The sequence below is a fragment of the Nocardia cyriacigeorgica genome, from assembly GCF_010858045.1.
GTDB classification, from domain to species: domain Bacteria; phylum Actinomycetota; class Actinomycetes; order Mycobacteriales; family Mycobacteriaceae; genus Nocardia; species Nocardia cyriacigeorgica_E.
In genome coordinates this window covers 178,212-202,951 of sequence record NZ_JAAGVC010000008.1, presented here as the reverse complement: position 1 = coordinate 202,951, position 24,740 = coordinate 178,212, and the positions used below count along the sequence as shown (strand labels likewise).

The 24,740-nt window shown below is 68.5% G+C and carries 24 protein-coding genes and 1 pseudogene; 7 read left to right on the top strand and 18 right to left on the bottom strand.

All coding sequences use genetic code 11. The features are described 5' to 3' along the window. Positions 1–302: pseudogene (locus tag GV790_RS11100) on the top strand (Dyp-type peroxidase domain-containing protein); the annotation flags it as partial. Between the two features lie 40 nt (positions 303–342). On the opposite strand, the gene GV790_RS11095 reads toward GV790_RS11100, so the two are convergent. The 11 genes from GV790_RS11095 to GV790_RS11045 all read right to left on the bottom strand — a co-directional run bounded on the left by GV790_RS11095 (position 343) and on the right by GV790_RS11045 (position 11,458). Continuing rightward, positions 343–813, bottom strand: a complete 471-nt coding sequence (locus GV790_RS11095) for a type II toxin-antitoxin system Rv0910 family toxin (protein ID WP_163813263.1) — start codon at positions 811–813, stop codon at positions 343–345. Between the two features lie 38 nt (positions 814–851). Continuing rightward, positions 852–2,096, bottom strand: a complete 1,245-nt coding sequence (locus GV790_RS11090; protein WP_163813262.1) for an aminotransferase class I/II-fold pyridoxal phosphate-dependent enzyme — start codon at positions 2,094–2,096, stop codon at positions 852–854. A gap of 34 nt (positions 2,097–2,130) precedes the next feature. After that, entirely contained in the window at positions 2,131–4,284 is a 2,154-nt protein-coding gene (locus GV790_RS11085; RefSeq protein ID WP_163813261.1) for an MMPL family transporter, read from the bottom strand. Further along, the gene (locus tag GV790_RS11080; protein WP_163813260.1) at positions 4,281–4,904 is read right to left on the bottom strand and encodes a hypothetical protein; all 624 of its coding nucleotides are present in this window, start codon (positions 4,902–4,904) and stop codon (positions 4,281–4,283) included. Before GV790_RS11080 ends, GV790_RS11085 begins: the two co-directional genes overlap by 4 nt. 12 nt (positions 4,905–4,916) lie before the next feature. Beyond that, positions 4,917–6,110 carry a nitroreductase family protein gene (locus tag GV790_RS11075; RefSeq protein WP_163813259.1) on the bottom strand — a complete coding sequence of 398 codons (1,194 nt, stop codon included), beginning with the start codon at positions 6,108–6,110 and terminating at the stop codon, positions 4,917–4,919. Then, positions 6,104–6,817, bottom strand: a complete 714-nt coding sequence (locus GV790_RS11070; RefSeq protein WP_163813258.1) for a class II aldolase/adducin family protein — start codon at positions 6,815–6,817, stop codon at positions 6,104–6,106. The genes GV790_RS11075 and GV790_RS11070 overlap by 7 nt, the downstream gene beginning before the upstream one ends. Beyond that, positions 6,817–7,509 carry a dihydrodipicolinate reductase C-terminal domain-containing protein gene (locus tag GV790_RS11065; protein WP_163813257.1) on the bottom strand — a complete coding sequence of 231 codons (693 nt, stop codon included), beginning with the start codon at positions 7,507–7,509 and terminating at the stop codon, positions 6,817–6,819. The genes GV790_RS11070 and GV790_RS11065 overlap by 1 nt, the downstream gene beginning before the upstream one ends. Continuing rightward, on the bottom strand, positions 7,506–7,769 hold the full coding sequence (locus GV790_RS11060) for an acyl carrier protein (RefSeq protein ID WP_163813256.1): 264 nt from the start codon (positions 7,767–7,769) through the stop codon (positions 7,506–7,508). Before GV790_RS11060 ends, GV790_RS11065 begins: the two co-directional genes overlap by 4 nt. Further along, positions 7,766–9,241, bottom strand: a complete 1,476-nt coding sequence (locus tag GV790_RS11055) for a class I adenylate-forming enzyme family protein (protein WP_163813255.1) — start codon at positions 9,239–9,241, stop codon at positions 7,766–7,768. Before GV790_RS11055 ends, GV790_RS11060 begins: the two co-directional genes overlap by 4 nt. Positions 9,242–9,280: 39 nt before the next feature. Then, a complete protein-coding gene (locus GV790_RS11050) occupies positions 9,281–10,429 on the bottom strand; it encodes an acyl-CoA dehydrogenase family protein (protein ID WP_163813254.1) in 1,149 nt (382 codons plus the stop codon). A 597-nt stretch (positions 10,430–11,026) separates the two neighbouring features. Further along, the gene (locus GV790_RS11045; protein WP_218586401.1) at positions 11,027–11,458 is read right to left on the bottom strand and encodes a MarR family winged helix-turn-helix transcriptional regulator; all 432 of its coding nucleotides are present in this window, start codon (positions 11,456–11,458) and stop codon (positions 11,027–11,029) included. 107 nt (positions 11,459–11,565) lie between these two features. On the opposite strand from GV790_RS11045, the gene GV790_RS11040 reads away from it, so the two are divergent. Next, positions 11,566–12,693, top strand: coding sequence for an NADH:flavin oxidoreductase (locus GV790_RS11040; RefSeq protein WP_163813253.1), 1,128 nt, complete (start codon positions 11,566–11,568; stop codon positions 12,691–12,693). Between the two features lie 88 nt (positions 12,694–12,781). On the opposite strand, the gene GV790_RS11035 is transcribed toward GV790_RS11040, so the two are convergent. Further along, complete coding sequence (locus tag GV790_RS11035; RefSeq protein WP_163813252.1) at positions 12,782–13,543, bottom strand: hypothetical protein; 762 nt, start codon at positions 13,541–13,543, stop codon at positions 12,782–12,784. A 155-nt stretch (positions 13,544–13,698) separates the two neighbouring features. Between GV790_RS11035 and GV790_RS11030 the strand changes: the two genes are divergently transcribed. Together GV790_RS11030 and GV790_RS11025 are read left to right on the top strand one after the other, a co-directional pair. Then, positions 13,699–14,121, top strand: coding sequence for a Zn-ribbon domain-containing OB-fold protein (locus GV790_RS11030; protein WP_175585859.1), 423 nt, complete (start codon positions 13,699–13,701; stop codon positions 14,119–14,121). After that, on the top strand, positions 14,114–15,316 hold the full coding sequence (locus GV790_RS11025; RefSeq protein ID WP_163813250.1) for a lipid-transfer protein: 1,203 nt from the start codon (positions 14,114–14,116) through the stop codon (positions 15,314–15,316). The genes GV790_RS11030 and GV790_RS11025 overlap by 8 nt, the downstream gene beginning before the upstream one ends. A gap of 274 nt (positions 15,317–15,590) precedes the next feature. On the opposite strand, the gene GV790_RS11020 is transcribed toward GV790_RS11025, so the two are convergent. Then, positions 15,591–15,950 (bottom strand): hypothetical protein, encoded by a 360-nt coding sequence (locus GV790_RS11020; RefSeq protein ID WP_163813249.1) that lies wholly within the window; start codon positions 15,948–15,950, stop codon positions 15,591–15,593. Between the two features lie 173 nt (positions 15,951–16,123). Continuing rightward, positions 16,124–16,696, bottom strand: coding sequence for a hypothetical protein (locus GV790_RS11015; RefSeq protein ID WP_163813248.1), 573 nt, complete (start codon positions 16,694–16,696; stop codon positions 16,124–16,126). Between the two features lie 292 nt (positions 16,697–16,988). On the opposite strand from GV790_RS11015, the gene GV790_RS11010 reads away from it, so the two are divergent. Beyond that, positions 16,989–17,711 (top strand): class I SAM-dependent methyltransferase, encoded by a 723-nt coding sequence (locus tag GV790_RS11010; RefSeq protein WP_163813247.1) that lies wholly within the window; start codon positions 16,989–16,991, stop codon positions 17,709–17,711. 84 nt (positions 17,712–17,795) lie between these two features. Here the strand turns inward: GV790_RS11010 and GV790_RS11005 are convergent, their stop codons facing one another. After that, positions 17,796–18,560 carry an SDR family NAD(P)-dependent oxidoreductase gene (locus GV790_RS11005; RefSeq protein WP_163813246.1) on the bottom strand — a complete coding sequence of 255 codons (765 nt, stop codon included), beginning with the start codon at positions 18,558–18,560 and terminating at the stop codon, positions 17,796–17,798. Between the two features lie 229 nt (positions 18,561–18,789). On the opposite strand from GV790_RS11005, the gene GV790_RS11000 reads away from it, so the two are divergent. Further along, positions 18,790–20,424: an acyl-CoA dehydrogenase family protein gene (locus tag GV790_RS11000; RefSeq protein ID WP_163813276.1), complete on the top strand. Its 1,635-nt coding sequence runs from the start codon at positions 18,790–18,792 to the stop codon at positions 20,422–20,424. A 28-nt stretch (positions 20,425–20,452) separates the two neighbouring features. Continuing rightward, a complete protein-coding gene (locus GV790_RS10995) occupies positions 20,453–21,457 on the top strand; it encodes an AurF N-oxygenase family protein (protein ID WP_163813245.1) in 1,005 nt (334 codons plus the stop codon). A 1-nt stretch (position 21,458) separates the two neighbouring features. On the opposite strand, the gene GV790_RS10990 is transcribed toward GV790_RS10995, so the two are convergent. The 3 genes from GV790_RS10990 to GV790_RS10980 form a co-directional block, all read right to left on the bottom strand. Next, complete coding sequence (locus tag GV790_RS10990) at positions 21,459–22,214, bottom strand: PaaX family transcriptional regulator C-terminal domain-containing protein (protein WP_163813244.1); 756 nt, start codon at positions 22,212–22,214, stop codon at positions 21,459–21,461. Positions 22,215–22,252: 38 nt separating this feature from the next. After that, a complete protein-coding gene (locus tag GV790_RS10985) occupies positions 22,253–22,837 on the bottom strand; it encodes a TetR/AcrR family transcriptional regulator (RefSeq protein WP_163813243.1) in 585 nt (194 codons plus the stop codon). Positions 22,838–22,919: 82 nt separating this feature from the next. After that, positions 22,920–24,692 (bottom strand): N-acyl-D-amino-acid deacylase family protein, encoded by a 1,773-nt coding sequence (locus GV790_RS10980; protein ID WP_163813242.1) that lies wholly within the window; start codon positions 24,690–24,692, stop codon positions 22,920–22,922. Positions 24,693–24,740: the final 48 nt, after the last annotated feature.

Below are 24,740 nucleotides of genomic sequence, written 5' to 3'. Positions count from 1 at the left end.
GCTGCTCACCCCAGCCACCTGGCCTCGGTGGTTCACCATCCACGACCGCTTCGTCGATCGCCCGCCCGCACACCCATGCGCCCGGCACCCCCGAACACACCCACGGCGGCCACAGCCAGCTCGACGTCGGCCTGCTCTTCGCCGCGTATCAGAACAACCCGCCCGAGCAATTCATCAGAGCTCAGCAGGCCATGGCCACCGACCGTCTGAACCCGCTGATCCAACACACCGGCAGCGGATTCTTCGCCATGCCACCGGGCGTTCGACCGGGCGAGACGATCGGCGCCGGGCTGTTCGGTTGACCGGCGGTGCGGTTGCGGGAGCGCCGCTGCCGCGGACCGATCACTCCCTCGCCGACAACACCACGCCACCGTCATCGACCGCGGCGGCGAGTTCGCCGAGCAGACCGAGCGAGCGGGTCAGCTGGATGGAACCGTTCTTCTCCAGCGCACGGCTGAGCGAGCCGCGCACCATCGGACCGCCGAAACTGCCGTCGGCGCTGATGAGAGTGCCGGTGCCGCTCCTTGCGAGCGTGTAGGTGAATTCGCATCCGACCCCCACCGGGCCGGACCCGGCAATCGTGAGGGCGGCGGATTCGTCGACGGCGCGGACCTCCCACGCCACGTGCAGGCTGATATCGAGCAGCGTGACCTTGGCGCTCATCCGGGAGCCGACGCGCAGCCGCGCGGGCGGGAGATCGACGAAGCGGTCGTGGATGGTGAACCACCGAGGCCAGGTGGCTGGGGTGAGCAGCACGTCGAAGACGTCGTGCGGTGCGGCGGGAAGGTCGGCCTCGACCCGAATGGTGCCCATGATGGTTGTATTCCGTTCTGAGAGGGTGTGATGTGCGTTCACAGCGGGACAGGTCGGCACGACACCGGGACGACCTCGGCGATGGCGGCGGCGACGGCGTCGATATCGGTGGTCGAATGCTCCGCGGTGACGCACAGGCGCAGCAGCGGCTTACCCATCCGGACGCCGGGAAAGACGCTGATACCGCTGAAGATTCCGCGCCGGAACAGTTCGTTCCAGACCTCGACCAGCATGGGTTCGCCGTCGATCGGCACGGGCACGATCGGCCCCAGCAGTTCGTCACCGCCCGGGCCGATCGACGGTGCCAGCGTGGGAATGTCGTGTGCGGCCAGCCCGTCGCGAAGCCTGCGGACGTTGTCGATGAGCCGGGCGGCGCGCTGAGCACCTTCCGCGGACCGGATGACGCGCACGGCGGCGAGGGCGGCGGCCACCGACGCGGGCGTGGCCGCGGTGGTGAACTGGAAGGCGCGCGCGTGCGTGCGCAGGTAGTCGGTGAGATCGCTGGGCCCGACCACGTAACCGCCGATGGACCCGATCGCCTTCGACAACGTGCCCATCCGGATATCCACCGAGCCGGCGACGCCGAACAACTCGACGGCGCCCGTCCGGTTCGGTCCGAGGATCCCGGCACTGTGCGCCTCGTCGACCATCAGCATCGCGTCGTATCGGTCGCACAGCGCGGCGATGCGGTCCAGCGGCGCGATATCGCCTTCCATGGAATACAGCCCGTCGACCACGACCAGCGTCGGGTTGCCGGACCGCGCGGTGCGGTCGAGCAATTCGTGGAGCTCGCCGACGTCGTTGTGCTGGACCCGCACGGCCTCGGCGCCGGACAGCTTCACGCCGTCGTTGAGTGAGGCGTGCGCGGCCCAATCCAAGATGACGGTGTCGCTGTCGCGGACCAGCGCGCTGATGGTGCCGACATTGGTCTGATACCCGGTGGGAAACAACACCGCGGCCTGGCAGCCGTGCCAATCGGCGAGCTCGGCTTCGAGTTCGGCATGCAATGCGTAGCTTCCGTTGGCCACCCGGCTGCCGGTGCTGGCGGCACCGTAACGGTCGATGGCGTCGCGAGCCGCCCTGAGCACCTCCGGGTGAGTGGCAAGGCCGAGATAGTTGTTGGAGCCGAGCATGATCCGGTCCGCTCCAGCGACCCGGACCTTGTCGGTGGTCGCCGATTCCATCACCCGGAACACGGGGGCCTGCCCGGTTTCTTCGAGATCGCGGACGAAATGCATCATCGCGGCGAATTCGATCCGCGTGGCGAATTTGTCGATGGTCACAGTGGTTGCCTTTCAGGGGGTTTCGGCAGCGTGATCACTCGCGCAGCGCGAAGGTGTCAAGGGCCGGGCGTAGCCGCCGCGGTGCCCACCAATTCCAGGTGCCCGCCACCCGCATGAAGGCGGGCACCAGCACGAGCCGGACCAGGGTCGCGTCCACCAGGACGGCGAGCGTCAAACCGAGTCCGAAGGCCCGCAACAGCGACAGGTCACTGCTGATGACCGCCGCGAACACCACGGCCATCAGCGCCGCGGCCGCGGTGATCACCCGGCCGGAGCGGGCGATGCCGACGGCGACCGCGGTGTCGTTGTCGGCGCGGGTCTTGCCGGATCTGTCCCATTCCTCGCGGAACCGGGTCAGCAGGAACACCTCGTAATCCATCGACAGCCCGAACGCGGTGCAGAACACCAGGGCCGGAACGGTCGCGGCGAGATAGCCGGGCGCGGCCGTACCGAGGCCCGCGAAATGGCCGTCCTGGAAGATCCAGACCAACGCGCCGAAGGTCGCCGACAACGACAGCGTGTTCAGTACCAGCGCCTTCAGCGGCAACACCAGGCTGCCGGTGAGCAGGAGCAGCAGCGCGAAGGTGACCACCGCGATCCAGATCAGCGCCTTCGGGAACGCGTCGCTGATGCCGGAGGCGGTGTCGCGGGTCTGCTGAGCGAGCCCGCCGAACAGGGCCGGTGCGGGGGCGTCGACGGCCCTGAGGTCATCGAGCTGGTCACGCGCGCCTTCGGAGTACGGGTTCGAGGTGGTCGACACCGTGAGATGGGCGGCGGCGGGAGAGGCCATCGCGGCCTCACCATCGGCAACGCGCCGACCGTCGACGAAGATCCCCGAAGCGCTGGTCACGTCGGTCACCCCGGCGACCTCCGACAGCCGCGCGGCATAGGCGCCGAGGGCGTGCGATTCCGTGGGACCGGTGAGCACGATCTGGACCACGCCGGTGGGGTTGGCGCCGAATCGCTGGCGCACATCGTCGCCAACCTGATGCGCGGTGGCCTCGGCCGGCAACACCCGCTCGTCGGGCAGCCCGAGCCGCATACCGGTGACGGGTGCGCCGAGCGCCAGCAGCACGAGGACGATCGGCACGGCCCATGCCAGCGGCCGGGCCTGGACGGCCCGCGCGATCCGATACAGCCGGGTCTCGGCGACCGGAGTGGCCTCGCGCAGCGGTTTGCGGTTGATGCGGGCCCCGAGCACCGCCAGCAGCGCAGGCACCATGGTCAGCGTCAGCAGCACCGACAACCCGACGACCGCCACCCCGGCGAAGGCCACCGAGCGCAGAAACGACAGGGGGAAGAACACCATGGCGACCACGCCGATCGCCACGGTGATGCCGGAATAGCACACCGCGCGCCCACCATGGCGCATCGCGACGGTGAGGGCCGCGGTGGGTTCGTGGCCGCCCGCGATCTCCTCGCGGTACCGGCTGATGATCAGCAGCGAGTAATCGATGGCGAGGGCAAGGCCGATCGCGGTGGTCAGGTTCATCGCGAAGATCGACAGTTCCACCACGAAGGTGAGGGCATACAGGATCGCCGTGGTCGTCACGATCGATACCGCACCCACCAGCACCGGAATCGCCGCGGCGATCGCGCTGCGCAGGAACCAGGTCGACAACAGGAAGCACAGCGGTAGCGCGATGGCCTCGGCGAGGGCGAGATCGCGCGCTGCCTGGCTGTTGGCCTCGTGGAAGACGACCGCCTGGCCGCCCGCGCGAATGGTGAGGCCATCGTGTTCGCCGGTATAACGATCCACCAGCGCCGCCGCGGCGGCGGGCGCACTGTTGTCGTCACCGCGCACGGCCGCCACGATCAGTCCCGTGCGGCCGTCGTCGCTGATCAGCTCGGGCGCCACCGCGGGTTCGGTCCACGGCGAGATCGCCCCGGAGATATCCGGCTCGCCGCGCAGCCGGGTGACGATCTCGACGGCACGGGCCGACGTGGCGGGGCTCGACGCGGAGTCGGCGTCGACCGCCAGGATCAGCTGCATCCCGGTGATGCCGAATTCCTCGGCCAGCACCTCGGCGGCGCGGCTGGATTCGGCATCGGGACTGGTGAACCCGCCGGCCGAGAGCCGGTCGGTGACCAGGGAACCGAGTGCGCCGAACACCACGAACGCCACGCCGACAATCGTGAGCAGCAGCTTCGGCGCGGCGGTGGCGACGCCGGTGAGACGGGTGATCATCGCGGTCCTTCGGCTCGCCAGCGGGCAGGAGTGAGGGTGCGGCCGTAGCCGATATCGATCGGTGGTTCGATCTGCCAGCGCAGAATCCGCAAGATCTCCAGCATTTCCGTGGATTTCGCCTCGCCGTACACCGGCAGATTCCGCGCGGCGGCCTCCCGCATCACGCGCTTGATCAGGGTCGCGCCACCGCCGAGGGTGCGCGAGCCGCCGTAATAGGCGTAGATATGGGGTTCATGCGGTTGATGCGATTCGGCCGCGGCTGCCATGCGGGCAGCCTGCACGGTGCGGCGGACGCCGAGCAGCGCCATCGCCGGAAGCCGGAAAAACGCTGTCCACCAAGGGAACCCGGGCCCGCTTCGGGCATACGCGATGACGACCGCGGTGATCCGGCCCGCCGGATCGTAGGTCGCTTGCAGATAGGCGCCGAGCGCGGCGGCGATCGCGACCTCAGCGCGAAACACCCAGTACAGGGCGGCCGCGGCACGCCGCCGTCCACGCGGCTTCAGTTCGTTCCACACCGGATCGTCGGTGAAGGCCTCGGCGAGAATCCGGGCGGCCTGCGGCCGGTCCACGCGGGAAACGTTGGAGCGAGGCAGCTGCGCTGCTTGCGCGGTGGTCATCGATTCATTCCTTCACTCATGTGATCCCTGGGCGAGGGCGTCGACCTTGCCTGCCGCATCATCGGCAGCGGTGCCGAGCGCGATCAGATACAGCGGTTGCTCACCCGCGGCCAGGAAGCGGCGCCAATACGAGGGATCGATGCCGCCGACGCCGGTGACGCCCACCGCGTGCTCGGTGGCGGCCAGATACAGTGCCTGCCCGAGCACCCCGACCGCGAGCAGCAGTTTCTTGCGTTCGTCGTCGATGTGATCCGACGGCGACGAGGGTGCGCCGATCACCACGAAGGCGGCGGCGTGCCGGAGATGTTCCTGCCCGCCCAGCCCGGCCAGCAGGTCGTCGCCGCCCAGCCCGGGCGCGCCACGTGACGGGTCGACGATGTGGGTTCTCGGCATCGGTAACCGGAACTGGGACAACATCATCGCCGCTCGCTGGAAGCCGTCGTGCAGTGCGTCGGCCAGGCGCGGGGCGGGCGTGGCGGTGAAGCCGCGTGCGGATCGTCGGGTGGTGAGCAGTCCTCGCAGCGTTTCTGCGCGCTCCGCGACGCCGCTGATCAGGACCGGCCGGCTCGGACCGCTCGGAATCAGCTGTGTGGCCCACTGCTCGTAGGCGGTGCGGCCGGTGTGCACGGTGTCATCGGTGGTCACCACCATCCGCCAGTGCGGCAGCGGATCGGCAGGGCCGGGATCGGTGCGGAGATGGCCGACCGCCAGCGCATCGTGCGCGCCGGCCGCGCGGACCGGGGGCAACCACCGGTCCGGGGCGGAGGCCGGCGGGCCGGCCCGGTCGAGCAGCGCCAGATTCAGCAGCGCGTGACCGCTGTCGATCAGGTGGTAGAGGTAGCCGCGCGAACCGTACTTGCGCATCGACAGCCAGGGCCGGCCCACCAGCAGATAACCGGCCCCATCGGGGGCGATCCGGAAGTCGTCGCGATGCCGGACCAGTACCTGCCTGCGGGCCGGATCGACCAGCGCGCACGCGCCGTGATCGGCCGTGGTGAGCAGTATTTCGTAGGGGTAGATGGCCCCGGCCGAGGGGACGGCGCGGGCCGCGGACTCCCCGTGGCGGCCGAGCACGGCGTCGAGCCGGCCCACCGCCGCCGCGAGCGGGCCGGTCACCGGTTCGATCCGATGGATACGCGGCGGCCGCGGATCGACCAGATCGGCCCAGCGCATCGGGCGCGCCGCCAGCGCGCTGCCGCTCACCATTGCCCGGCCTCGGGGAACTTGCGCAGCACCCGTCGCCGGGTGTGGTCCCAATAGGTGCGCACCGACAGGTCGGAGAAGATGTAGTCCCGTTTGGCGTCGACGTCGACCGGCGTGGACACCGTGAACGGCCGGCCGCTGGCGAGAGCATCGAGTTGCAGCCGGCAGGCCCGCTCCAGCATGAGCGCGAACACCACCGCGTGCCGCACACTGCGGCCGACGATCACGCTGCCGTGATTGACCAGAAAGACCGCGATACCGTCGCCGAGGCGATGCGCGATCGCCGCACCGACGTCGAGGGTGAGCACGGTGTGGCTGGTATCGGTGAATCGGTGCACACTGCCGGCCAGCAGCGCGCCCTCGTGGCTCAGCGGCACGAGTTCGGTATCGAGCGCACCGAAGACCAGACCGGCCGGCGCATGGCTGTGCACGATGGCCGCCACCTCGGGCCTAGCGGTGTAAATCGCTTGGTGCAGCGGCAATTCCGGGGGAGCGAGGGCGGTGGGCGGTTGCGCGGGGCTCAGGTCGGCGGCCACGAAGTCGTCGGGCGTGGCCTCGTCGAATCCGGTGAGCGCACCCTTGATCATGAAGGTGGCGCTCCCCGGCCTGCGGCAGGAGATCTGGCCCTGGTTGAAGTCGTCGTGGCCGGCCGCCGACAGCGCGCGCGAACCGATGGCCGCGTGCACGACCAGCGGTGAGATATCGGACATCAGGGGTGCCTTTCTCGGCAGGCGATGCGTGCGTACAGATCGTCGGCGGAATAGATTCCCGGTGCGGCAGCGCGGATTTCGGCGCCGAGACACAGCGCGCCGGACGCGGCCAGGCGCAGATCCCGCACCGAGTGGGACAGCTCGTAGGTCTCTCCGGTCGCGGTGAGCACGACGCGGTGATCGCTGACCGGCCCGCCCGCACGCTCACTGACGACGGTGACCGGCTCCGGGATGGAGTCGGCGAGCACCCGCGCGGTGGCCGAAGGGGCGTCCCGCTTGGTCGGCGGATGGCGGTCGACCACCGTGGCCCGAGTCGCGATCCCCGCCGCCGCCAGCAGGTCACAGCTGAGCGCGGTGGCACGGGAGTGAACCCAGTGCAGCGGACTGAGATTGGCGGCGACGGCCACCGGGACGCGCCGGCTCAACGCGCGCAGTTTCGCGAGCGTGGTCGCCGACGGGTTCGACACGCAGTACAGCAGGGCGCTGTCGGCGCGATCGCACACCAGGATCGTCTCGTCGACCGCCGCCGCGACGCTCGCATCGATGACCAGCCCGATGCCCTCGGCGTCGAAGGTCCAACCCGCCCCGCACGACGTCGCGGCGACGGTGATCGCATGCTGTGCGCACGCCGTGCGGATGGCCGACCCGAGGCGGCCGGTGACGCCGGCGATCGCGACCGGGGCCTCGATCATCGCACCCCCTTCGCGCTCAGATAGTCGACGATGGAAGCGACGGTGCGCAGGGCGTCCAGCTCGGTCTCGAGGTCGATCTCGATGCCGTAGGTGATCTCGAGGGCGTCGACCAGGCGCAGGAACGACAGCGACGACATGCCGTGCTCGGCGAACGTGCGGGCCGATGCGCGGGCCGAAGAACTGTCGATGAGACCGTCGGTGGCGGTGGCGACGAGATCGGCGACCGCGGTGGTCATATCGGCAAGATGAGTGGAATTCATGAGGGAGCCTTCGACGCAGGGTGGGGAAATGCCGCAGCCACCAGCTCACGAGCCGCGGCTGCCTTGACCTTGCCCGCGGAACCGCGGGGCAACCGTGGCACGACGACCACGACTTCGGGGACCTTGTACTCGGCCAGCGCCGCCCGCATATGCCGGCGCAGCGCGGCCTCGTCGATCCCGTGCGGCGCCTGGACCACCGCACCGAGACAATCGCGGCCGGTCGGCGTGCGGGCCTGCACCACGTGGCAGTCCTCGACACCGGGATGGTCCAGGATCACCGACCGAATGGCCTCCGGCCCGAACTTGCGCCCACCGATATTCAGCGTGGGCAGGGCGCGACCGCGCAGATAGACCCGGCCGCCGACGACCTCGCCGACATCAGCGGTGACGTAGCAGCCGTCGGCGGTACGGTGGGCCTCGAATTCGCCGGGATAGTTGAGGTATGTGGTGCCCATCGAGGGCGTGCGCACCCACAACACCGCCGGGTCGTCGGCGGCGTGCGGACCGGTGCACACCGTCACCCCGGGCAGCGGCTTGCCGAGGGATCGCCGATCGTCCGGGTCGGCGCGGAAGGTGATCGGCCCGGTTTCGGCGATCCCGTAGTAGTCGCAGATCGGGCCCGACAGCGCGGTCACGCGGTCGGCGACCTCGTCCGACAGCGGCGCCGCCGAGGACAGTCGCAGTCGGATCGCGCCGAGCGCGGTACGCACATGCGGTGCGATGTCGTCGACCGGATACGACGAAAGCCGTTCGTAGGCAGCGGGAAAGGCGACCAGGATCGTCGGCCGCATCGCGCCGACATACCGCAGAATGACGCCCGCCGTGGGCGGCACGCCCGGCACGACGATATCGGCGCCCGCGAGAATGTTCGGGATGAGCGTGGTGTTGAAGGCCAGCCCGTTGTAGAGACCGGCGAAGCACAGACTGGTATCGGACGAGGTGAGCGCACTGGCGGCGGTCCAGCCCCGTGCGGCGGCCAGCACGGCCTGCCCGCTGAACTCGATGCAGGCCGGTGTGCGGGTGGAACCCGAGGTGAGGCGGCCGAGTTCGGTGCCGGGAGCCAGGTCGGGTCGAGCACCGTCGAGCCCCGTGTGGTGGACCGCCAGATGTTCGTCCAGGTCGGTGGTGCGCACGACCGTGCGGCCGGGCCCCGGTACCCGCGATTCGTCGATCACCGCGTCGATCCCGCAGTCACCGATCAGTGCGGCGACTTCGGCATCGCTGAGATCCGGGTCGGCGAGAATCGGCAGGTGGCCGCTGCGCCAGATGGCCAGCAGCGTCGACACATAACCGGGTCGGTTGCGGCTCATCACCAGCACCCGGGAACGGCCGGGAAGTATCCGGCGCAGGAGCTCGGCTTTGGCGTCGGCGTCCAGGTGTATTCCGGCGAATGATCGGTTCTCGCGCAACGCCGACACCCGAGCCTCCGGATGATCGCGTAGCGCCTTGGTCAATTCCTCATGCAGCAGCAACGTGCCCCTCCCTGCTGAGTGCGGTGAATGTCGATGTGGTCAGGCGGATGTGGTGCTCGCGGGGCGGGCGACGAGCCGGTTCGCGACCGTCACCCGCTGGATTTCATTGGTGCCCTGCAACAGTTGGAGCAGCTTGGCCTGCCGGAAACGGCGTTCGGCGCGATTGTCCGGGCGGTAGGCGACGGCGCCGAGAGTCTGTAGGGCGCCGGTCGTCACGCGCAGTGCGACGTCGGTGGCGAACACCTTGGCTTGCGCGCACGCCGTCACGGCGGCGTCGGGATCGTCGTCGACGCTGTCACACGCCACGTACAGCAGGGCGCGGGCGGCGGCCAGTTCGGTGGCCATATCGGCCAGTGCGAAGCCGATGCCCTGATGTTCGAGGATCGGCCGCCCGAATCGCACGTGCGACCGTGCGTACCGCAGCGCTTCGTCGAACGCCGCCGTCCCCAGGCCGAGCGCACACGCGGCGACACCGACGCGCCCTTGGGTGATCAGAACATTCGCCACCCGAGCGCCGCGGTCGATCCGCCCGAGTACGCGCCGGGCCGGCACGCGGACGTCGTCGAAGGTGATGTCCGAGGTCGGGACGGCCAAACCGGCGACCGACACCACCGGTGCTCCGGTGCGCACACCCGGCGCGCCCGCGGGCACGAGGAAGGCCGTGATCCCGCCGAGCCCCGCCGCGCTGGTCCTCGCGTACACGATCAGCTCGTCGGCGAACGGAGCATGCGCGGCCCACGCCTTGTGCCCGGTGAGCCGGAAATCCGCGCCATCGCGTTCGGCTGCCAGCGCGATGGCCGACATATCCGATCCGCTCTGCTCCTCGCTGACGCAGCTCGCGACGACAGTGGACCCGGTACGGATCCCCGCCGACAGCTCGCCCCACAGCTCCGGCCCGGCGTTCCGGCGAATCGTATTCGCCGTAAAGGCTTGGATCTGTACCGATTCCGCCAGTTCGACCGACACCTCGGCGATGTCGGCGAGAGCGTCGCAGAAGCGGCGGGACGGGTGTGCCGCTGCCGGCGGGGGATCGAGGATCGTTTCGATCACGCCGGTGGCGAGCAGCTGGCTCAGCGCCTGCCGGAACGTGGCCGGATCGTCGAGCCAGTTCTCATCCAGTGCCCGCTGCGACAGGTCGGTCAATGTGGCGTTCAGCTGCGCACCCGAACCGGCGTCGGCATCGGACATCGGCTTCCCCCTTCAGTTGGCGACGCAAGGAACCTTGTCACAACCGGCGGTAGCCACGCAAGCGATAAGTTAATGTGGATTCTGTCACTGAAACGAGTTCTAACAGGCAATATAGCCGTCTATGTTAGGTTCAGAACTCTCAGAGCAATAGCAGGATTGGGGATGCGTCGGCACTACGAGGGTCGGCTTCGGTGGTGGCTTCGACACCGTGGAGAGCGCCGTGGGCACGGCGGGTTTCGCGGCGTTGATCTGCTCGAACAGCCGATGGGAGCTGCCCCGTTGCGCACGCGTTCGGGCTGCTGGTCTTGCTCGCCCGGGGGCGGTGGTGCTCGTTCTGGAAGCAAGATCAGGAGGGCCGCGGGGAGAGCCGTTGCGCGGCTGTATCTTTCGGCGGGAAGAGGCTCAGGCGCGATAGGGGGCGGTGACCTCCGCTGTGCCGGCTGCGATCAGGCGACGATGAGCACGAGGGTTTCGGCGACGCAGGCCGGCTTGCTCGCTCCGCCGTCCACCACGGCCCGCCGGGGATGCGGACGCCTGTCGCGACGGCGCGGGAATGTCCGGCCGGTCGGCGGCGATGACGTCCGCGAGCGGCCCGGATCAGTCCGGCCGGTGGCAGAAAACTCGCTCCAGGAGAACGCGCAGCTGATCGCGTTCCTGGTCGCTGAGCCGGTCCAGCCCTTTTCGGGTGGTGCGCATCTTGGCGCGGATCGCGTCGGTGACGCGCTCGCCCTCGGGGGTGATGACCAGGGTGGTGACGCGCCGGTCGACCGCGCTCGGCTCGCGGCGCACCAGACCGCGCTTCTCCAGGCGGTTGATGATTCCCGTCACGTTGGACGCGTCGCAGGCCAAAGTGTCGGCCAGGGCGCGCATCGCGACCGGCCCCCGGCGCAGCACCGTCAACGTTTTGCCTTGGCTCGCAGTGAGGTTCTCGCTCGCGGCCGCGACGGTGAAGTCCCCGTAATAGGCGCCGAGCGACACCGACAGCAACTCCATGAGCCGGGCCGTCTCGACGTGGGGTGCTTGCGTCATGTCACCACCCTATCCGCAGAAACTTGACTATCTCAAATAGTTACCTCTAGCGTGGCCATTGCTTGAAGTGCTCAACCATTGATGTTGTCAAGTAATAGGAGTATTCAGTGACCACCACCGCGTCCGCGGCCTCCCGCACCGCCGAGGTCTTGTCACGGCCCGTGCAGCTCAACGGCCTGACCGTCCCCAACCGCATCGCGATGGCGCCGATGACGCGCATGTTCTCGCCCGACGGTATCCCCGGTGACGACGTGCGGTCCTACTACGCCCGCCGCGCCGCCGCCGGCGTGGGCCTGATCGTCACCGAAGGGACCTATGTCGGCCACGAGTCGGCAGGCAACCATGACCGGGTGCCGCGCTTCCACGGCGAGGAACAGTTGGCCGGGTGGGCGAAGGTCGCCGAGGACGTGCACGCGGCCGGCGGCACCATCGTGCCGCAGCTGTGGCACATCGGCATGGTCCGCAATCAGGGCGAACAGCCCTACCCCGAGGCTCCGGCCGTCGGCCCCTCCGGCATCCGGGTCGACGGCACCGAGGGCGCGGGCAAGGCGATGACGCAGTCCGATCTCGACGATGTCATCGGCGCCTTCGCCGAGGCCGCTGCGGCCGCCGAGCGCATCGGCTTCGACGGCGTCGAATTGCACGGTGCGCACGGCTATCTCATCGACCAGTTCCTGTGGGAACGAACCAACCGCCGCACCGATGGCTACGGCGGTGACGCGGTGGCCCGCACGAAGTTCGCCGCCGAGATCGTGGCCGCGGTCCGAGCGGTCGTCTCGCCGGAATTCCCGGTGATCCTGCGCTACTCGCAGTGGAAGCAGGAGGCCTACGACGCGCGGCTGGCCGAGACCCCGCAGGCGCTCGAGGCGATTCTCGCGCCGCTGGTCGCGGCCGGTGTGGACGCCTTCCATGCCTCCACTCGCCGCTACTGGCTGCCGGAGTTCGACGGTTCGGACCTGAACCTGGCGGGCTGGACCAAGAAGCTCACCGGCAAGCCGGCCATCACCGTCGGCTCGGTCGGTCTCGACGGCGATTTCCTGCACGCGTTCCGGGGCCGCGGCGCCGAGCTCGGCAACCTCGACAACCTGCTCGATCGCATGGAGCGCGACGAATTCGACCTCGTCGCCGTCGGCCGCGCGCTGCTGCAGGATCCGGAGTGGGCGTCGAAGGTGCTCGACGGCCGCTTCGACGAGCTGAAGCCATATGAGGCGACGGCACTGAAAACGCTGAGCTGAGCGAATTACGCTGTGCGATAAGAGGTCTGGTTGTCGGCCGCCGGAGCTGCGCCCTTCGCGCGTGGGGGTCGGCTCCGGGTGCGGCCCGTCAGTAGTCGAGCGCGTGTGCGGGCTGACAGACCTGCAGGGGCGACGGCAGATATCGCACCACGGCATGCAGTAGCGGTGTGACGTCGCCGCGAGCGGCCGCATCGCACAGCACGGGCACCGCGTCGCCGACGTGGGTGAGGCGGCGGACATGGTAGTGCACCCTCTCCGGTGGCATATCCGGCATACCGGTATCGGCGAACGCGGCGTCGGAATGGATGATCGCCGCCCGCAACCGGCGATACCACGGCTCGGCGAAACTCCACTGCCGTCCGTAGTAGGCGGCGGCCACCGGCTCCATCGCCCACACCGGAATCAGCTGTACGACGCCGTCGAAGAGCGTGCCGAGTCCGTGCGGGACGTGCAGCACCAGCGGCACCGCGCCGTGGGTCCCCGCGATGGTGCCGACGCAGCGATCGAAATCGGCGCCGGGCCGATCGAGGCCGGTCACCAGGCACAGCCGCGCGACCTGGTGATCGTCGGCGACGCGCAGCGCTGCCTCGAGCCGCGGGGAGTCGGTGGTGGCGTTCATGACGGCCAGCATGCCGTCGGCCAGGCGGATGGATCGTTCGAGCAGGGGGATCGGTGCGTGAGTCGACAGTTCGTCCAGTCGTATCGTGTGCCCGGTCGGCCACGCGGCCGATACGGGCCCGGCCCCGGTGAGGGCGCGGCGCAGACGGTGGACGACGCCCCTCGTATCCTCCGGGGCGCCGACGACCGTGACATTGCGAATCGACTGCGGGTCAATGAGTTCGGTGCCCATCGCGTGGTGATCTCCAGATCGACTCCAGGAGGCGATCGCCTTCCCGATCCGGCCTCACCGTACCTGCCGCACCGAATCCGTGAAGCGGAATTCCGACCCAAAATAGAACGTGTTCCTATAACGTCGGGATCGTGCAGAAAGAACAACGCCCCGCCGTGGCCGACTGGTTCACCGCCGACGACGGCACGGTGCGCCTGAAGGGAAGCCGCTGCACGACCTGCGGCACGCCGTACTTCCCGCGCAACACCCTGGCCTGCCGGAACCCGCAGTGCGCCGGTCCGAAGGACGGCTCCGAGCTCACGGAGTACCTGTTGTCCACTCGTGGCCGGATCTGGTCGTATGCCGACGCCCGGTACAAACCGCCGGCGCCGTACGTCTCGCCCGATCCATTCGAGCCCTATGTCGTGGCGGCGGTGGAACTCGAGGTCGAGCAGATGGTGATTCTCGGCCAGGTCGTGCGCGGTCTCACCGTCGACGATCTGGCCGTCGGCATGCCCGTCGAGCTGACCCTCGGCGTGCTGTACGAGGACGAGGACGCCGAGCACACGGTGTGGATGTGGAGGCCGGTCGATGCCTGAATCGAATGACCGCGATATCGCCGTCCTCGGTGCGGGCATGCACCAGTGGGGCAAATGGGGGCGCAACTTCGTCGAATACGGGCTGGTAGCGGTGCGTGCGGCGCTCGCGGATGCCGGGGTGGATCACCGCGACGTCGGCTACATCGCCGGTGCCGACACGATCCGCAACGGCTACCCCGGGTTCGTGGCGGGCGCCACCTTCGCACAGGCGCTCGGCTGGTCGGGTGCGCGGATTTCGAGCAGCTACGCCGCCTGCGCCTCCGGGGCCCAGGCCATCGCCAACGCGCGCGCCCAGATCCTGGCCGGACTGTGCGACGTCGCCCTGGTGGTCGGCGCGGACGCCGCCCCCAAGGGCTTCTTCCAGCCGGTCGGCGGTGAACGCCGCGACGATCCGGACTGGCTGCGCTTCCACCTGCTCGGCGCGACCAATCCCATCTATTTCGCGTTGTACGCCCGCCGCCGGATGGCGCTGCACGGCGCCACGCTCGACGATTTCGCCGCGGTCAAGGTGAAGAACGCCCGGCACGGGCTGAACAATCCGTATGCCCGGTACCGCAAGGAGGTCTCGGCCGAGGAGGTCGCGGCTTCGGCCATCGTCTCGGATCCGCTGCGCCTGCTCGACATCTGCGCGACCAGTGACGGTGGCGCCGCGCTGGTGCTGACGTCGATGGAGTACGCGCGCCGCCACGGGGCCACCGATCCCGTGCGCATCCGGGCCCTGTCCACGGTCACCCCGACCTTCCCCAAAACCGTGCTCGATCTTCCCGATTTCGCGACCGACTCCGCCGTGGCCGTCGAACCGCCGCCGCGCGAATTCCGCTCCGCTGTCGCGCACGCCGCCTACGAGGAAGCCGGTCTCGGCCCCGACGAGCTGTCCCTCGCGGAGGTGTACGACCTCTCGACCGCACTCGAATTGGACTGGTACGAGGACATCGGCCTCTGCGACAAGGGTGGCGCCGAGGACCTGTTACGCAGCGGCGCGACCACGCTGGGCGGTCGCGTTCCGGTGAACCCGAGCGGTGGCCTCGCCTGCTTCGGCGAGGCGATCCCCGCCCAGGCCATCGCTCAGGTCTGCGAACTCACCTGGCAGTTGCGCGGACAGGCCGACGGCAGGCAAGTGGAGAACGCCCGCGCGGGAATCGCGGTGAATCAGGGCCTGTTCGGCCACGGTTCGGCGATCATCGCGACCCGCTGAAACCGCGGCGATCCCGCCCCGGTACCGCACGGAGAACGCTCGACGACTCCCGACAACGCCCGACAGCGGAGCCCGGCCGTCTCGCCGGAGCTCCGCTGTCGGTCTGTGCCGGTGTTATGTCTGGCAGTTACCCACCGGAGTGGCCGGCGCGGCCGGCGTCTGCGATGCCAGCATGGCCGCGATCAGATTCAACAACACGTCCATATACTTCTCCTTGTCTCAATTGTCCGCCGGGGTGACGTTATTCGGCCGGCGGTGTACCCATGTGGGCACGTTATTTCTGATCGAGCTCGACGAGTTTGCAGACACAGAGCGTCACGGTATGCGCGAGGATGCCGCCGAAGTATCGTGTGCAGAATTCGGCGTACCCGACGGGGTCGCATTGGTGCGCGTGCCAGGCCGAGTCGACTTCGAGATCATCGGGCAGGTAGTTGCCCTTCATCCCACTCGCGCGGTATCGCTCGAGTGATTTCCGGTAGCGCGAGACCCGGTCATCGATCTGGGCCTCGGTCAGCGCGGTCGAGCCGGGCCAGAACAGATGCCCCCACCGCAGGTTCTCCCGGATATGGGAGTCATCGAAATCGGCTGGGGGGACCGGTGTTTGCGTTTCGGTCAGAGTGGTGCCGGTGGTCATAGCCTGGTTCCTCGATTCGATCAGAACTCACCATGTCGGCCAACAGGTCTCCAGCAGCGCCGGAGCTCCTCGATCTTCGAGGCATCGGTGTGGTGCGTCAAACATCACATGATTCACCTTTGGGAATGTTGGTTGGCTAAATAGCTTGTGCAACAACTTTGTTCGTCTGGACGTCACAGTCCGGGAGGGAACTCGTAGCTACTCGGGACGGCGGGCGTCATCCATCGCGTGCCGACGACGAGTGCGACTTGATCGTGGTGTACGAAGCGGTAGGCGGCCGGGTCGCCCTCGTACCGGGTGCCGTTGACATAGAGCTGAACGGTCTCCAGTGGAGTCAGCTGGATGGGGCCGACCCGGTCGGACGTCAACGGCTGGCCCCACTCGGTGAAGAACTGTCCGAGGGTGAAGGGGATGTCTTCGCCGGACTCGATGTGCACGATGCCGGAGGTGTCATGAGTGTGCAACGGAGACCCCATCTTCCGGGCTTCGTCGATGCCGACCGACGCCGGGACGGTGACGTGCTGTCCGTACACGATGACATCGAGGTGCACGTGGTAGTGATACGTCGTCATGATCGTGTGTGAGAGTGTGAGCCCGGCGGCATGGACCGCGGCTTCGACGTCGGTGGGTAGCGGCCAGGCGGGCTGGAGCAGCGCGGATCCCGACGGAATCGGTTGAGCGGCAGCGAGTCCGGTGCCGGACACGGTGAGGGCGACGGCGGTGACTAGTGATGATGCGATTCGCATCTGTCGACAATTACGCACGAGCACCCACCGGCCCGCACGTGCGCTTCCCATGATCGGGAAACGGCCTGGCTATTGCGCATCGGTATGCTCTCTCGACATCCGGAACGATACTGCCGACCGCGACGCGGTGGACGTGGGAGTGTCTCGGCGACAACTACTTTCGCTGGCTCTGGCGACGGCGATGGCCGGATTCCAGGGGACTCGGAGGTGGGATTTCTGGTAACCAGAATTGGCACTCTCCCAGTTATACTCGCCGCCGTGCCGTAGTCGGAGGGCTGCTTATGGGAGCATCATGCGAGGACAATGGGCAGTCGAATTCTTCGACGGCGGATTCCGTGAAACCTTCTCCACGCTCGGGATCTACGACGATACCGACGCGGAGGTCGATGCGATCGTCGCCCTGCTCGATCTTCCCCGCGGAGCTCGAATACTCGATATTCCCTGCGGATTCGGCCGGCATGCCGGCCCGCTCGGCCGCCGGGGCTACCAGGTCGTCGGGGTGGACAATTCACCGAGTCAACTCGACGATGCCCGGCGTGGATACCCCGACTGCACGTTCGTTCTGGCGGACATGCGGACGCCGCCGGCCGGGCCCTACGATGCCGTACTGAACCTCTGGACCAGCTTCGGCCTACTCGACACCCGTGACGACGACCGCGCCGCGCTGGCCGCGTGGGCCGACGTGCTGGCGCCGGGCGGCAGACTCGTCATGGATATCGATGTGCTCGAAAGCTTCGAGCATCGGGTGCGTAGCGGCGACGAACCGATCAGCCATCAGCTCATCCGACGACACGACCTGCTCGGCCGAGCTCGATTCGATTGGGCCGAACAGGAACTCGCCTTGCACTGGGCCCGCCCAGGATGGTCGCGACGGTGTCGGCTCCGCATGTACTCGAGGCGGCAACTCGAAACGGCACTGCGCGAAGTCGGTTTCCTCGACATCACATTCGCGGGCGATCTGTACGGCGGCCCGGTCGATCCGGACAGGCGAACCGTGATCGTCGCAACCAAGTAACCGGATCCGACGTGCCGAGCCGCGGCGGCCCGCTCCACGTCCGTCCGGCCCCGCCCGAAACGAGCGGGGCCCGACGGTGTGGCGCTACTCGGACTGCCCGCTGGGGAACGACCCCACCAGTCCACCGTCGACGACGAGATCCTGGCCGGTGATGTAGGAGGCGTCGTCGGAGGCGAGGAATGCCACGGCGGCGGCGACTTCCGCGGCGTGGCCGACGGTGCCCAGCGGTACCTGGGCCGCGTTGCGGGCGTCGGCGTCCGGGTCGGTGTTGGCGTCGCGGTACATCTCGGTGTCGATGTAGCCGGGGCTGACCGAGTTGACGCGGATACCTCGTGGCGCGAGGTCGGAGCCGAGGGTGCGGGCCAGATTGTGCACCGCGGCCTTGGTCGCCGAGTACACCGAGGCGACCGGCAGACCGCGGTGCAACGTCCATGAGGCATTGAGGACGATCGCGCTGCCCTCCCGCAACAGGGGCAGTGCCTTCTGGACCGTGAAGAACACGCCCTTGAAGTTGACGTCGACCGAGCGGTCGAAGTCGTGTTCGGTCAGCTCGGCGCTGGGTTTGAAGATGCCGGTGCCGGCGTTGGCGAAGACCGCGTCGAGCCGGCCGCGCCAGGTCTGGATGGCGCGCATCAGGGCATCCAGGTCGTCGAGGTCGGAGACGTCGGCGCGCACGGTCAGCACTCGGGGGCCGGCATCGAGGTCGGCGGCGGCCCGCTGCAACCGGGCGTCGTCGCGTCCGGTGATGACGACGTAGGCGCCTTCATCGAGCAGGCGGCGGGCCGTTGCCAGGCCCATGCCGGAGGTGCCGCCGGTGATCAGGACAGTGCGGTTGGTGAATCGTTGCATGCGAATGAGCCTGCCGCTGGGGCGCGGCTTGCAGCAGTGCGCGCTGAACATGGGTCTGACACCACCACCTTCGGGACCGGGGCAACGCCCTCACCTACGGCTGCTTCCGCGTGCTGGTGGAACCCGGACCGCCGCGGCTCTTGCAAATTCTCGTCGAGCGCTTCAAACTCGTAACACCGGGCGTGACTCGTGCGGTCATCGTCGTCCGCCCCGCGAAGGGAGAGCTCTCATCATGTCCACCCATATCGTCACCAACCAGGTCCCGCCTCTGGTCGACTTCGACGCCGCCGATCAGCCGGTGGTGCTGGAGGCGCTGCGGCGTGGCGGCGCCGAGCACGCGCTGGCCGAACTGCACGAGGTGGGCAGGCTGGCCGGCAGCGCGCACGCCCAGGAACTGGGTGACCTCGCCGAAGAACACCAGCCGGTGCTGAACACCCACGACCGGTACGGCCATCGCATCGACGAGGTTCGCTACGACCCCGCCTACCACGAACTCATGCGGCACGCGGTCGGCTTCGGACTGCACGGCACGCCATGGGCCGACACCCGGCCGGCTCCGCACCTGGTGCGGGCGGCGAAGTTGAGCGTCTGGGGCCAGGTCGACGCCGGGCACGGCTGCCCGATCTCGATGACCTACGCCGTCGTCCCGGCGTTGCGCGCGAACCCGGAGCTGGCCGCGCGATACGAGCCCCTGTTGACCTCCCGCGTCTACGACCCGGTCCTGGCACCGCCCACGGAGAAGGCGGGGCTGCTCGCCGGCATGTCGATGACGGAGAAGCAGGGCGGCTCCGACGTCCGCGCGAACACCACCTCCGCCGTGCCGCAGCCGGACGGGACGTACCGCATCACCGGGCACAAATGGTTCACCTCGGCGCCCATGTGCGATTTCTTCCTGGTGCTCGCTCAGGCGCCGGGAGGCCTGTCGTGCTTCTTCGTTCCGCGGGTGCTGCCCGACGGCACCCGCAACACCTTCCGGCTCCAGCGGCTGAAGAACAAGTTGGGCAACCACTCCAATGCCAGCAGCGAGGTCGAATACGACGACACCGTCGGCTGGCTGGTCGGTGACGAGGGTCGCGGCGTACCGACGATCATCGAAATGGTCAACCTGACCAGGCTCGACTGCACCCTCGGCTCCGCCACCGCCATGCGCGCCGGCGCGGTCGCGGCCATCCACCACGCGATGCACCGGCGAGCCTTCGGCGCGAGCCTCGTCGACCAGCCGCTGATGCGGAATGTGCTGGCGGATCTGGTGATCGAGGCCGAAGGCGCGAGCACGGTCGCGCTCTGGCTGGCCGAGCTGACCGACCGCGCGGTGACCGGCGACGAGCAGGCCGACCTGCTGCGCCGGATCAGCCTGGCGGTCAGCAAGTACTACGTGTGCAAGCGCGGGCCGATTCACGCCGCCGAAGCGCTGGAATGCCTGGGCGGCAACGGCTATGTCGAGGACTCGCGCATGCCGCGGCTCTACCGCGAGGCGCCGCTGATGTCGGTGTGGGAGGGCTCGGGCAACGTCGCCGCGTTGGACACGCTGCGCGCCATGGCCAAACAGCCCGCGGCGCTCGGCGCCTTCCTCGACGAGGTGAAACTCGCGGCCGGCGCCGACGCCGAGCTCGACGGGGCGATCGCCCGGCTGGAGTCGCAGTTCACCGATTTCGACACCGCGCAGCATCGCGCCCGCCGCATCGTCGGCGACATGGCACTCGTGCTGCAGGGCTCACTGCTGGTCCGGTTCGGTCATCCCGCTGTCGCGTATGGATTCACCCGGACCCGGCTCGGCCGCGACCGCGGCGACGTCTTCGGCACGCTGCCGGTGGGGCTGGACACCGGCGCGATCATCGATCGGCTGACCCCGAAGCTCGGCTGAATCGACCGGCACGAGAGGAGTAAGCACGATGACCGCGACGAACCCGATCGCCGGCCCCCGCAACCGTGCCGGCGAACCCGCCGATTACGCCCGCCTGCTGCACGAACTGGCCGATGCCTCGGTGCACCGGCATTTCGACCCCTACCGTGATGTCGCCTGGGATGCGCCGGAGGTGCAGGTCGTACCCGACGACCCGCGCTGGATCCTGCCGAAGTTCGACCCGCTCGGCGGCCATCCCTGGTACCGCGCCCAGCCGAGGGAACGGCAGATCGCCATCGGCATGTACCGCCAGGCGAACACCGCGCGGGTGGGCCTGCAATTCGAGCAGCTGCTGATCGCGGGCTTCATGGTCTACCTCGGGCAATTGCCCAACGGGTCGGCCGAATTCCGCTACGCCACCCATGAGGTGATCGAGGAGTGCAACCACACCCTGATGTTTCAGGAGGCGGTGAACCGGTCCGAGATCGACGCGCCCGGATTCGGGAAGCTGTTCCACGCGGTCTCGCCCCTGGTGGCGCTGTTCCCGCGGATCTCGTCGTCCTTCTTCTTCATGTGTGTTCTCGCCGGTGAGGAACCGATCGACCACATCCAGAAACAGTATCTACGCGAGCAGGACGGCTATCACCCGATGGTGCGCGCCGTCATGCGGATCCATGTGGCAGAGGAAGCCAGGCATATCTCCTTCGCGCACGAATTCCTGCGCAGGCATGTGCCGAGGGCGTCGGCGCCCGCGCGGCTCGCGCTGTCGCTGGTGTTTCCGGTCGCGCTGCGGGTGGCCTGCGATCTGATCGCGGTGCCGCCGCGGGATTTCTGGCGCGAGTTCGACATCCCCGATCACGTCCGGCGCGAAGTGTTCTGGGGATCGCCGCGATCGCGCGCGACCCTGCGCGGCTATTTCGGCGATGTGCGGATGCTGGCCGAGGAGATCGGCATGATGAACCCGGTATCCCGCAGGCTGTGGCAGGCGCTGGGCATCGACGGCCGGGTCTCGCGGCACCGCAGCGAGCCGGACCGCACGCCCGGTCCACGCTGAATCAGGCTGTCTGCTGCGGGTTCTCGCCGATGTGGTCGGCGGCGAAGGCGTAGAACTCGGCGCGGAACTCGGCGTAGCGGGCGCGGATCGCCGCGCCCGGCCAGTCGGCGGGCAGGAGTTCCACCGGCAGGACCGGGTCGTCGAGAATGTGGCGGACGGTCGCGGCCGCCACTTCGAACCGGGCGGTGATCGTATCCGCCGCGGCGAAGGCCGCGAGCAGCTCGCCGGCGCGGGCGGCCCAGCGTTCGGGATGGAAGAGGCGGCGAGCCAGCTCAGGGGAGGGTTCCTCGGGATCGCCGTGGAAGATGACCAGGCGTTCCCGCGCTGCGGCGGGCATGGTGAGCCCGATGTTGTCGGGTCGGCACCACACACCTTCGCGGAGCTCGCCGAGGCGGGCCTGACGCAAGGCGTCCCGGAACGCGGCCCGATCGGTGGAATCGGCGGCTCCGACAGTGACCACCCCGAGAACCCATCGGCCGTCCCAGGGTCTGGGATCGGGGGAGACGGCGGCGTCCTGGCGGCGTTGACGTTCGGCCAGGCGCTCGGAGAGTCGGTAGGTGGCATCGCTGCGTTCCAGGTCGCCCGCCGCCACCATGCGGGTGAGCGCCGCGCGCACCGCCGACTCTTGGAGGCCGAGACCGGTGCCCACCCGCACGATCCATCCGACCGGCGCCTCGGCCGGATGCGCGCCGAGCAGGACGCTCAGGATCGCCGAGCGCGCGGTGAGAGCGCGGACGGGCGTGCTGGCGGTGGGCATTCGCCGATCGTATCCGCTCGGCCGACGCTCGACCGGCCTCACCCGGCGGGGGTGGCCGCGATGGCGAACAGCGCGTCGACGTGCGCGGCGATCGCCTCGGGTGAATCGAGTTCGCGATTGGGGCTCGGCATGGTGGCCAGCGACAGGCTCACCCGCACCCCCCACTCGAGCACCAGCTCGATCGGCACCGGCGAATCCGCGGTCGCGGGATGGATGGCGTGCAGCAGCGGCGCGGCCAGCCCGGTGCCCTCGGCCAGAACCGGAGCCAGATCGATGGTCAGACTGCGGGCCAGTTCCTCGGGAGCGGCCTCGAGCATGGCACGGAACAGATCGTTGCCCCGGAAATAGGACACCGTGAACACCACCAGCTCACGAAAGTGCTCCCGCAACGGCAAGCGGCGGGCGAAGGCGGGTTGCAAGGCGACCAGGTAGTCCATCGCCTCGGAACGCATGAGCGCACGTTTGATCGCGGCCTGATCGCCCAGATACTTGTACACCGTCGGGCGCGAGACCCCGGCGCGTTCGGCGATGAGGGTGTGCATGCGCTCGGCGTTCGGCTGCTCGATGTAGCAGAGCCTGGCCGCGGCGAGGATGCGGGTGCGGAACTCCTCTGCGGTCGTCACGGCCCTCTTCGCTCGCTACCGGTGGGTCGGCCACCGTTCCTGCCTGCTGTCGTCGAGCAGTGTAACGGGGGCGAATGCGCGGTCAGGAACGCTGACCGCGCACCTGGGCACCGGCAGGCAGGAAACGGCCGGGGCCCCAGGTCCGGCCCAGCCCCTCGGCGAACTCACCGTCGCGATAGACGACGCGCCCGTTGACGATGGTGGCGGTCACTGCCCCGTTGTCCCGGTTGACCATCCGGCGGATGCCGCCGTACTCGGGCATCTCCTGTTCGCCGAGCTCGTGCACGTTGTGGTCCAGCCGCTCGGGGTCGATCACGGCGATGTCGGCGCGGTCGCCCGCACGCAGGTGCCCGGCGTCGATGCCGAACCAGTCGGCGAGTTCGGCGGTGAGCCGGTGCACGGCGCGCTCCACGCTCAGGAACGGTGTGCGCACGGTCTGCGCGGACCGAACGCGTTCGAGCAGACGCAGGTGATAGTTGTAGAAGGCCATGTTGCGCAGATGTGCGCCCGCATCGCCGAATCCCATGTGGACGCCGCTGCTGGCGGCCAGCTTGTCCAGGTATTTCGGGCGGTCGTTGGCGATGGTGGTGCGCCAGCGGATCTGCCTGCCGTATTCGACGACCAGGTCGAGGAAGGCGTCGACCGGATGGATGCCACGTTCGCGGCCGATCTCGCCGAAGCTCTTGGCGATCAGGGATTCGTCGGGGCATTCGACGATGACGGCGTCGAAGAGGTTGCGGTGCCAGATCTTCGGTGAGAATTTGTTCTCGTAGTCGCGCCGGAACCAGCGCCGGTACTCCTCCGATTGCAACAGTTCGTTACGTTCGATCTGATCCTTGATATCGAGAGCGGCCGCGCCGGAACCGAATTCCTCGAACACGACCAGGTCGATCCCGTCGGCGTACACGGTGAACGGCACCGGCAGATGCTGCCACCGGAAATCGCCCTTCAACAGCTTGTTGAGCACCGGAGCGCTGTAGAGCATGAAGTAGATCAGCGGCGGGTAGGCCTTGGAATCGGCGGCGGCGAGCAGCGAGACCTTCAGTTTGCCCTTCTTGAACCGGCTGCCCGCGGCCAGGAAGAACTTGCCGATATTGGGCGTGAGCGAGATGCGCGGGGTGCTCTGCAGAATCCGGCCGCGGCGGCGCAGCACCTTGTTCAGCGCGCGGAACTCCTTGCCGCGCACGAAGGTCGAGGGCAGCGACCGCGAGCGGTAGAGATCGCCGTCGAGCTTGTCGATCCAGTTGGTGGTCGCGGACAGGCCGAGGAATCCGGCGTCGAGGGCTTCCTCGAGCAGGGCGGTCATCCGCTCGAGCTCGGCGGCGGTGGGGCGGACCTTCTCGTCGACGGCGCGGTCCATGCCCATGACGTGCACGCGCATATCGGATTGACCGAGGAAGGCGGCGATATTGAGGCCGAGATCGAGTTCGTCGATGGCCTTGGCGTATTCGGTCGGGGTGGACCAGGTGCGGTTCTCGTCGAGCACGCGGATGACGGCCTCGCGCGGCACCGCCTCGACCCGGCTGAAGATGTCGGCGCATTCGATGTTGCTCGCCAGGATGGTGGTCAGCGAACAGTTGCCGATGATCGCGGTGGTGACGCCGTGGCGGATCGATTCGGTGAGCGCGGGGGAGACCAGCATCTCGGCGTCGTAGTGGGTGTGGATGTCGACGAAGCCGGGCACGACCCATTTGCCGCGCGCCTCGATCACGGTGTCCACGCCGGTGGTGTCGAGGGTGGCCGTGCTGATCTCGGCGACGACACCGTCGCGCACGCCCACGTCGGCGATCTGCGGCGGGCGACCGGAACCGTCGAACACGATGCCGTTCCGGATCACCAGGTCGAATGCGGTCATGGGGCGGGCTCCTCGCGGGTTGTGTGTTACCGTCCGTCGCGGACATTT

Bases quoted from the DNA above. Each gene is read 5' to 3' on its own strand.
- GV790_RS10995 (WP_163813245.1), top strand. From the start codon at position 20,453: ATGACCGCGACGAACCCGATCGCCGGCCCCCGCAACCGTGCCGGCGAA.
- GV790_RS11080 (WP_163813260.1), bottom strand. From the start codon at position 4,904: ATGACCACCGCGCAAGCAGCGCAGCTGCCTCGCTCCAACGTTTCCCGC.
- GV790_RS11075 (WP_163813259.1), bottom strand. From the start codon at position 6,110: ATGGTGAGCGGCAGCGCGCTGGCGGCGCGCCCGATGCGCTGGGCCGAT.
- GV790_RS11060 (WP_163813256.1), bottom strand. From the start codon at position 7,769: ATGAATTCCACTCATCTTGCCGATATGACCACCGCGGTCGCCGATCTC.
- GV790_RS11095 (WP_163813263.1), bottom strand. From the start codon at position 813: ATGGGCACCATTCGGGTCGAGGCCGACCTTCCCGCCGCACCGCACGAC.
- GV790_RS11025 (WP_163813250.1), top strand. From the start codon at position 14,114: ATGCCTGAATCGAATGACCGCGATATCGCCGTCCTCGGTGCGGGCATG.
- GV790_RS11065 (WP_163813257.1), bottom strand. From the start codon at position 7,509: ATGATCGAGGCCCCGGTCGCGATCGCCGGCGTCACCGGCCGCCTCGGG.
- GV790_RS10980 (WP_163813242.1), bottom strand. From the start codon at position 24,692: ATGACCGCATTCGACCTGGTGATCCGGAACGGCATCGTGTTCGACGGT.
- GV790_RS11010 (WP_163813247.1), top strand. From the start codon at position 16,989: ATGCGAGGACAATGGGCAGTCGAATTCTTCGACGGCGGATTCCGTGAA.
- GV790_RS11050 (WP_163813254.1), bottom strand. From the start codon at position 10,429: ATGTCCGATGCCGACGCCGGTTCGGGTGCGCAGCTGAACGCCACATTG.
- GV790_RS11005 (WP_163813246.1), bottom strand. From the start codon at position 18,560: ATGCAACGATTCACCAACCGCACTGTCCTGATCACCGGCGGCACCTCC.
- GV790_RS11035 (WP_163813252.1), bottom strand. From the start codon at position 13,543: ATGGGCACCGAACTCATTGACCCGCAGTCGATTCGCAATGTCACGGTC.
- GV790_RS11070 (WP_163813258.1), bottom strand. From the start codon at position 6,817: ATGTCCGATATCTCACCGCTGGTCGTGCACGCGGCCATCGGTTCGCGC.
- GV790_RS11015 (WP_163813248.1), bottom strand. From the start codon at position 16,696: ATGCGAATCGCATCATCACTAGTCACCGCCGTCGCCCTCACCGTGTCC.
- GV790_RS11085 (WP_163813261.1), bottom strand. From the start codon at position 4,284: ATGATCACCCGTCTCACCGGCGTCGCCACCGCCGCGCCGAAGCTGCTG.
- GV790_RS11045 (WP_218586401.1), bottom strand. From the start codon at position 11,458: ATGACGCAAGCACCCCACGTCGAGACGGCCCGGCTCATGGAGTTGCTG.
- GV790_RS11020 (WP_163813249.1), bottom strand. From the start codon at position 15,950: ATGACCACCGGCACCACTCTGACCGAAACGCAAACACCGGTCCCCCCA.
- GV790_RS10990 (WP_163813244.1), bottom strand. From the start codon at position 22,214: ATGCCCACCGCCAGCACGCCCGTCCGCGCTCTCACCGCGCGCTCGGCG.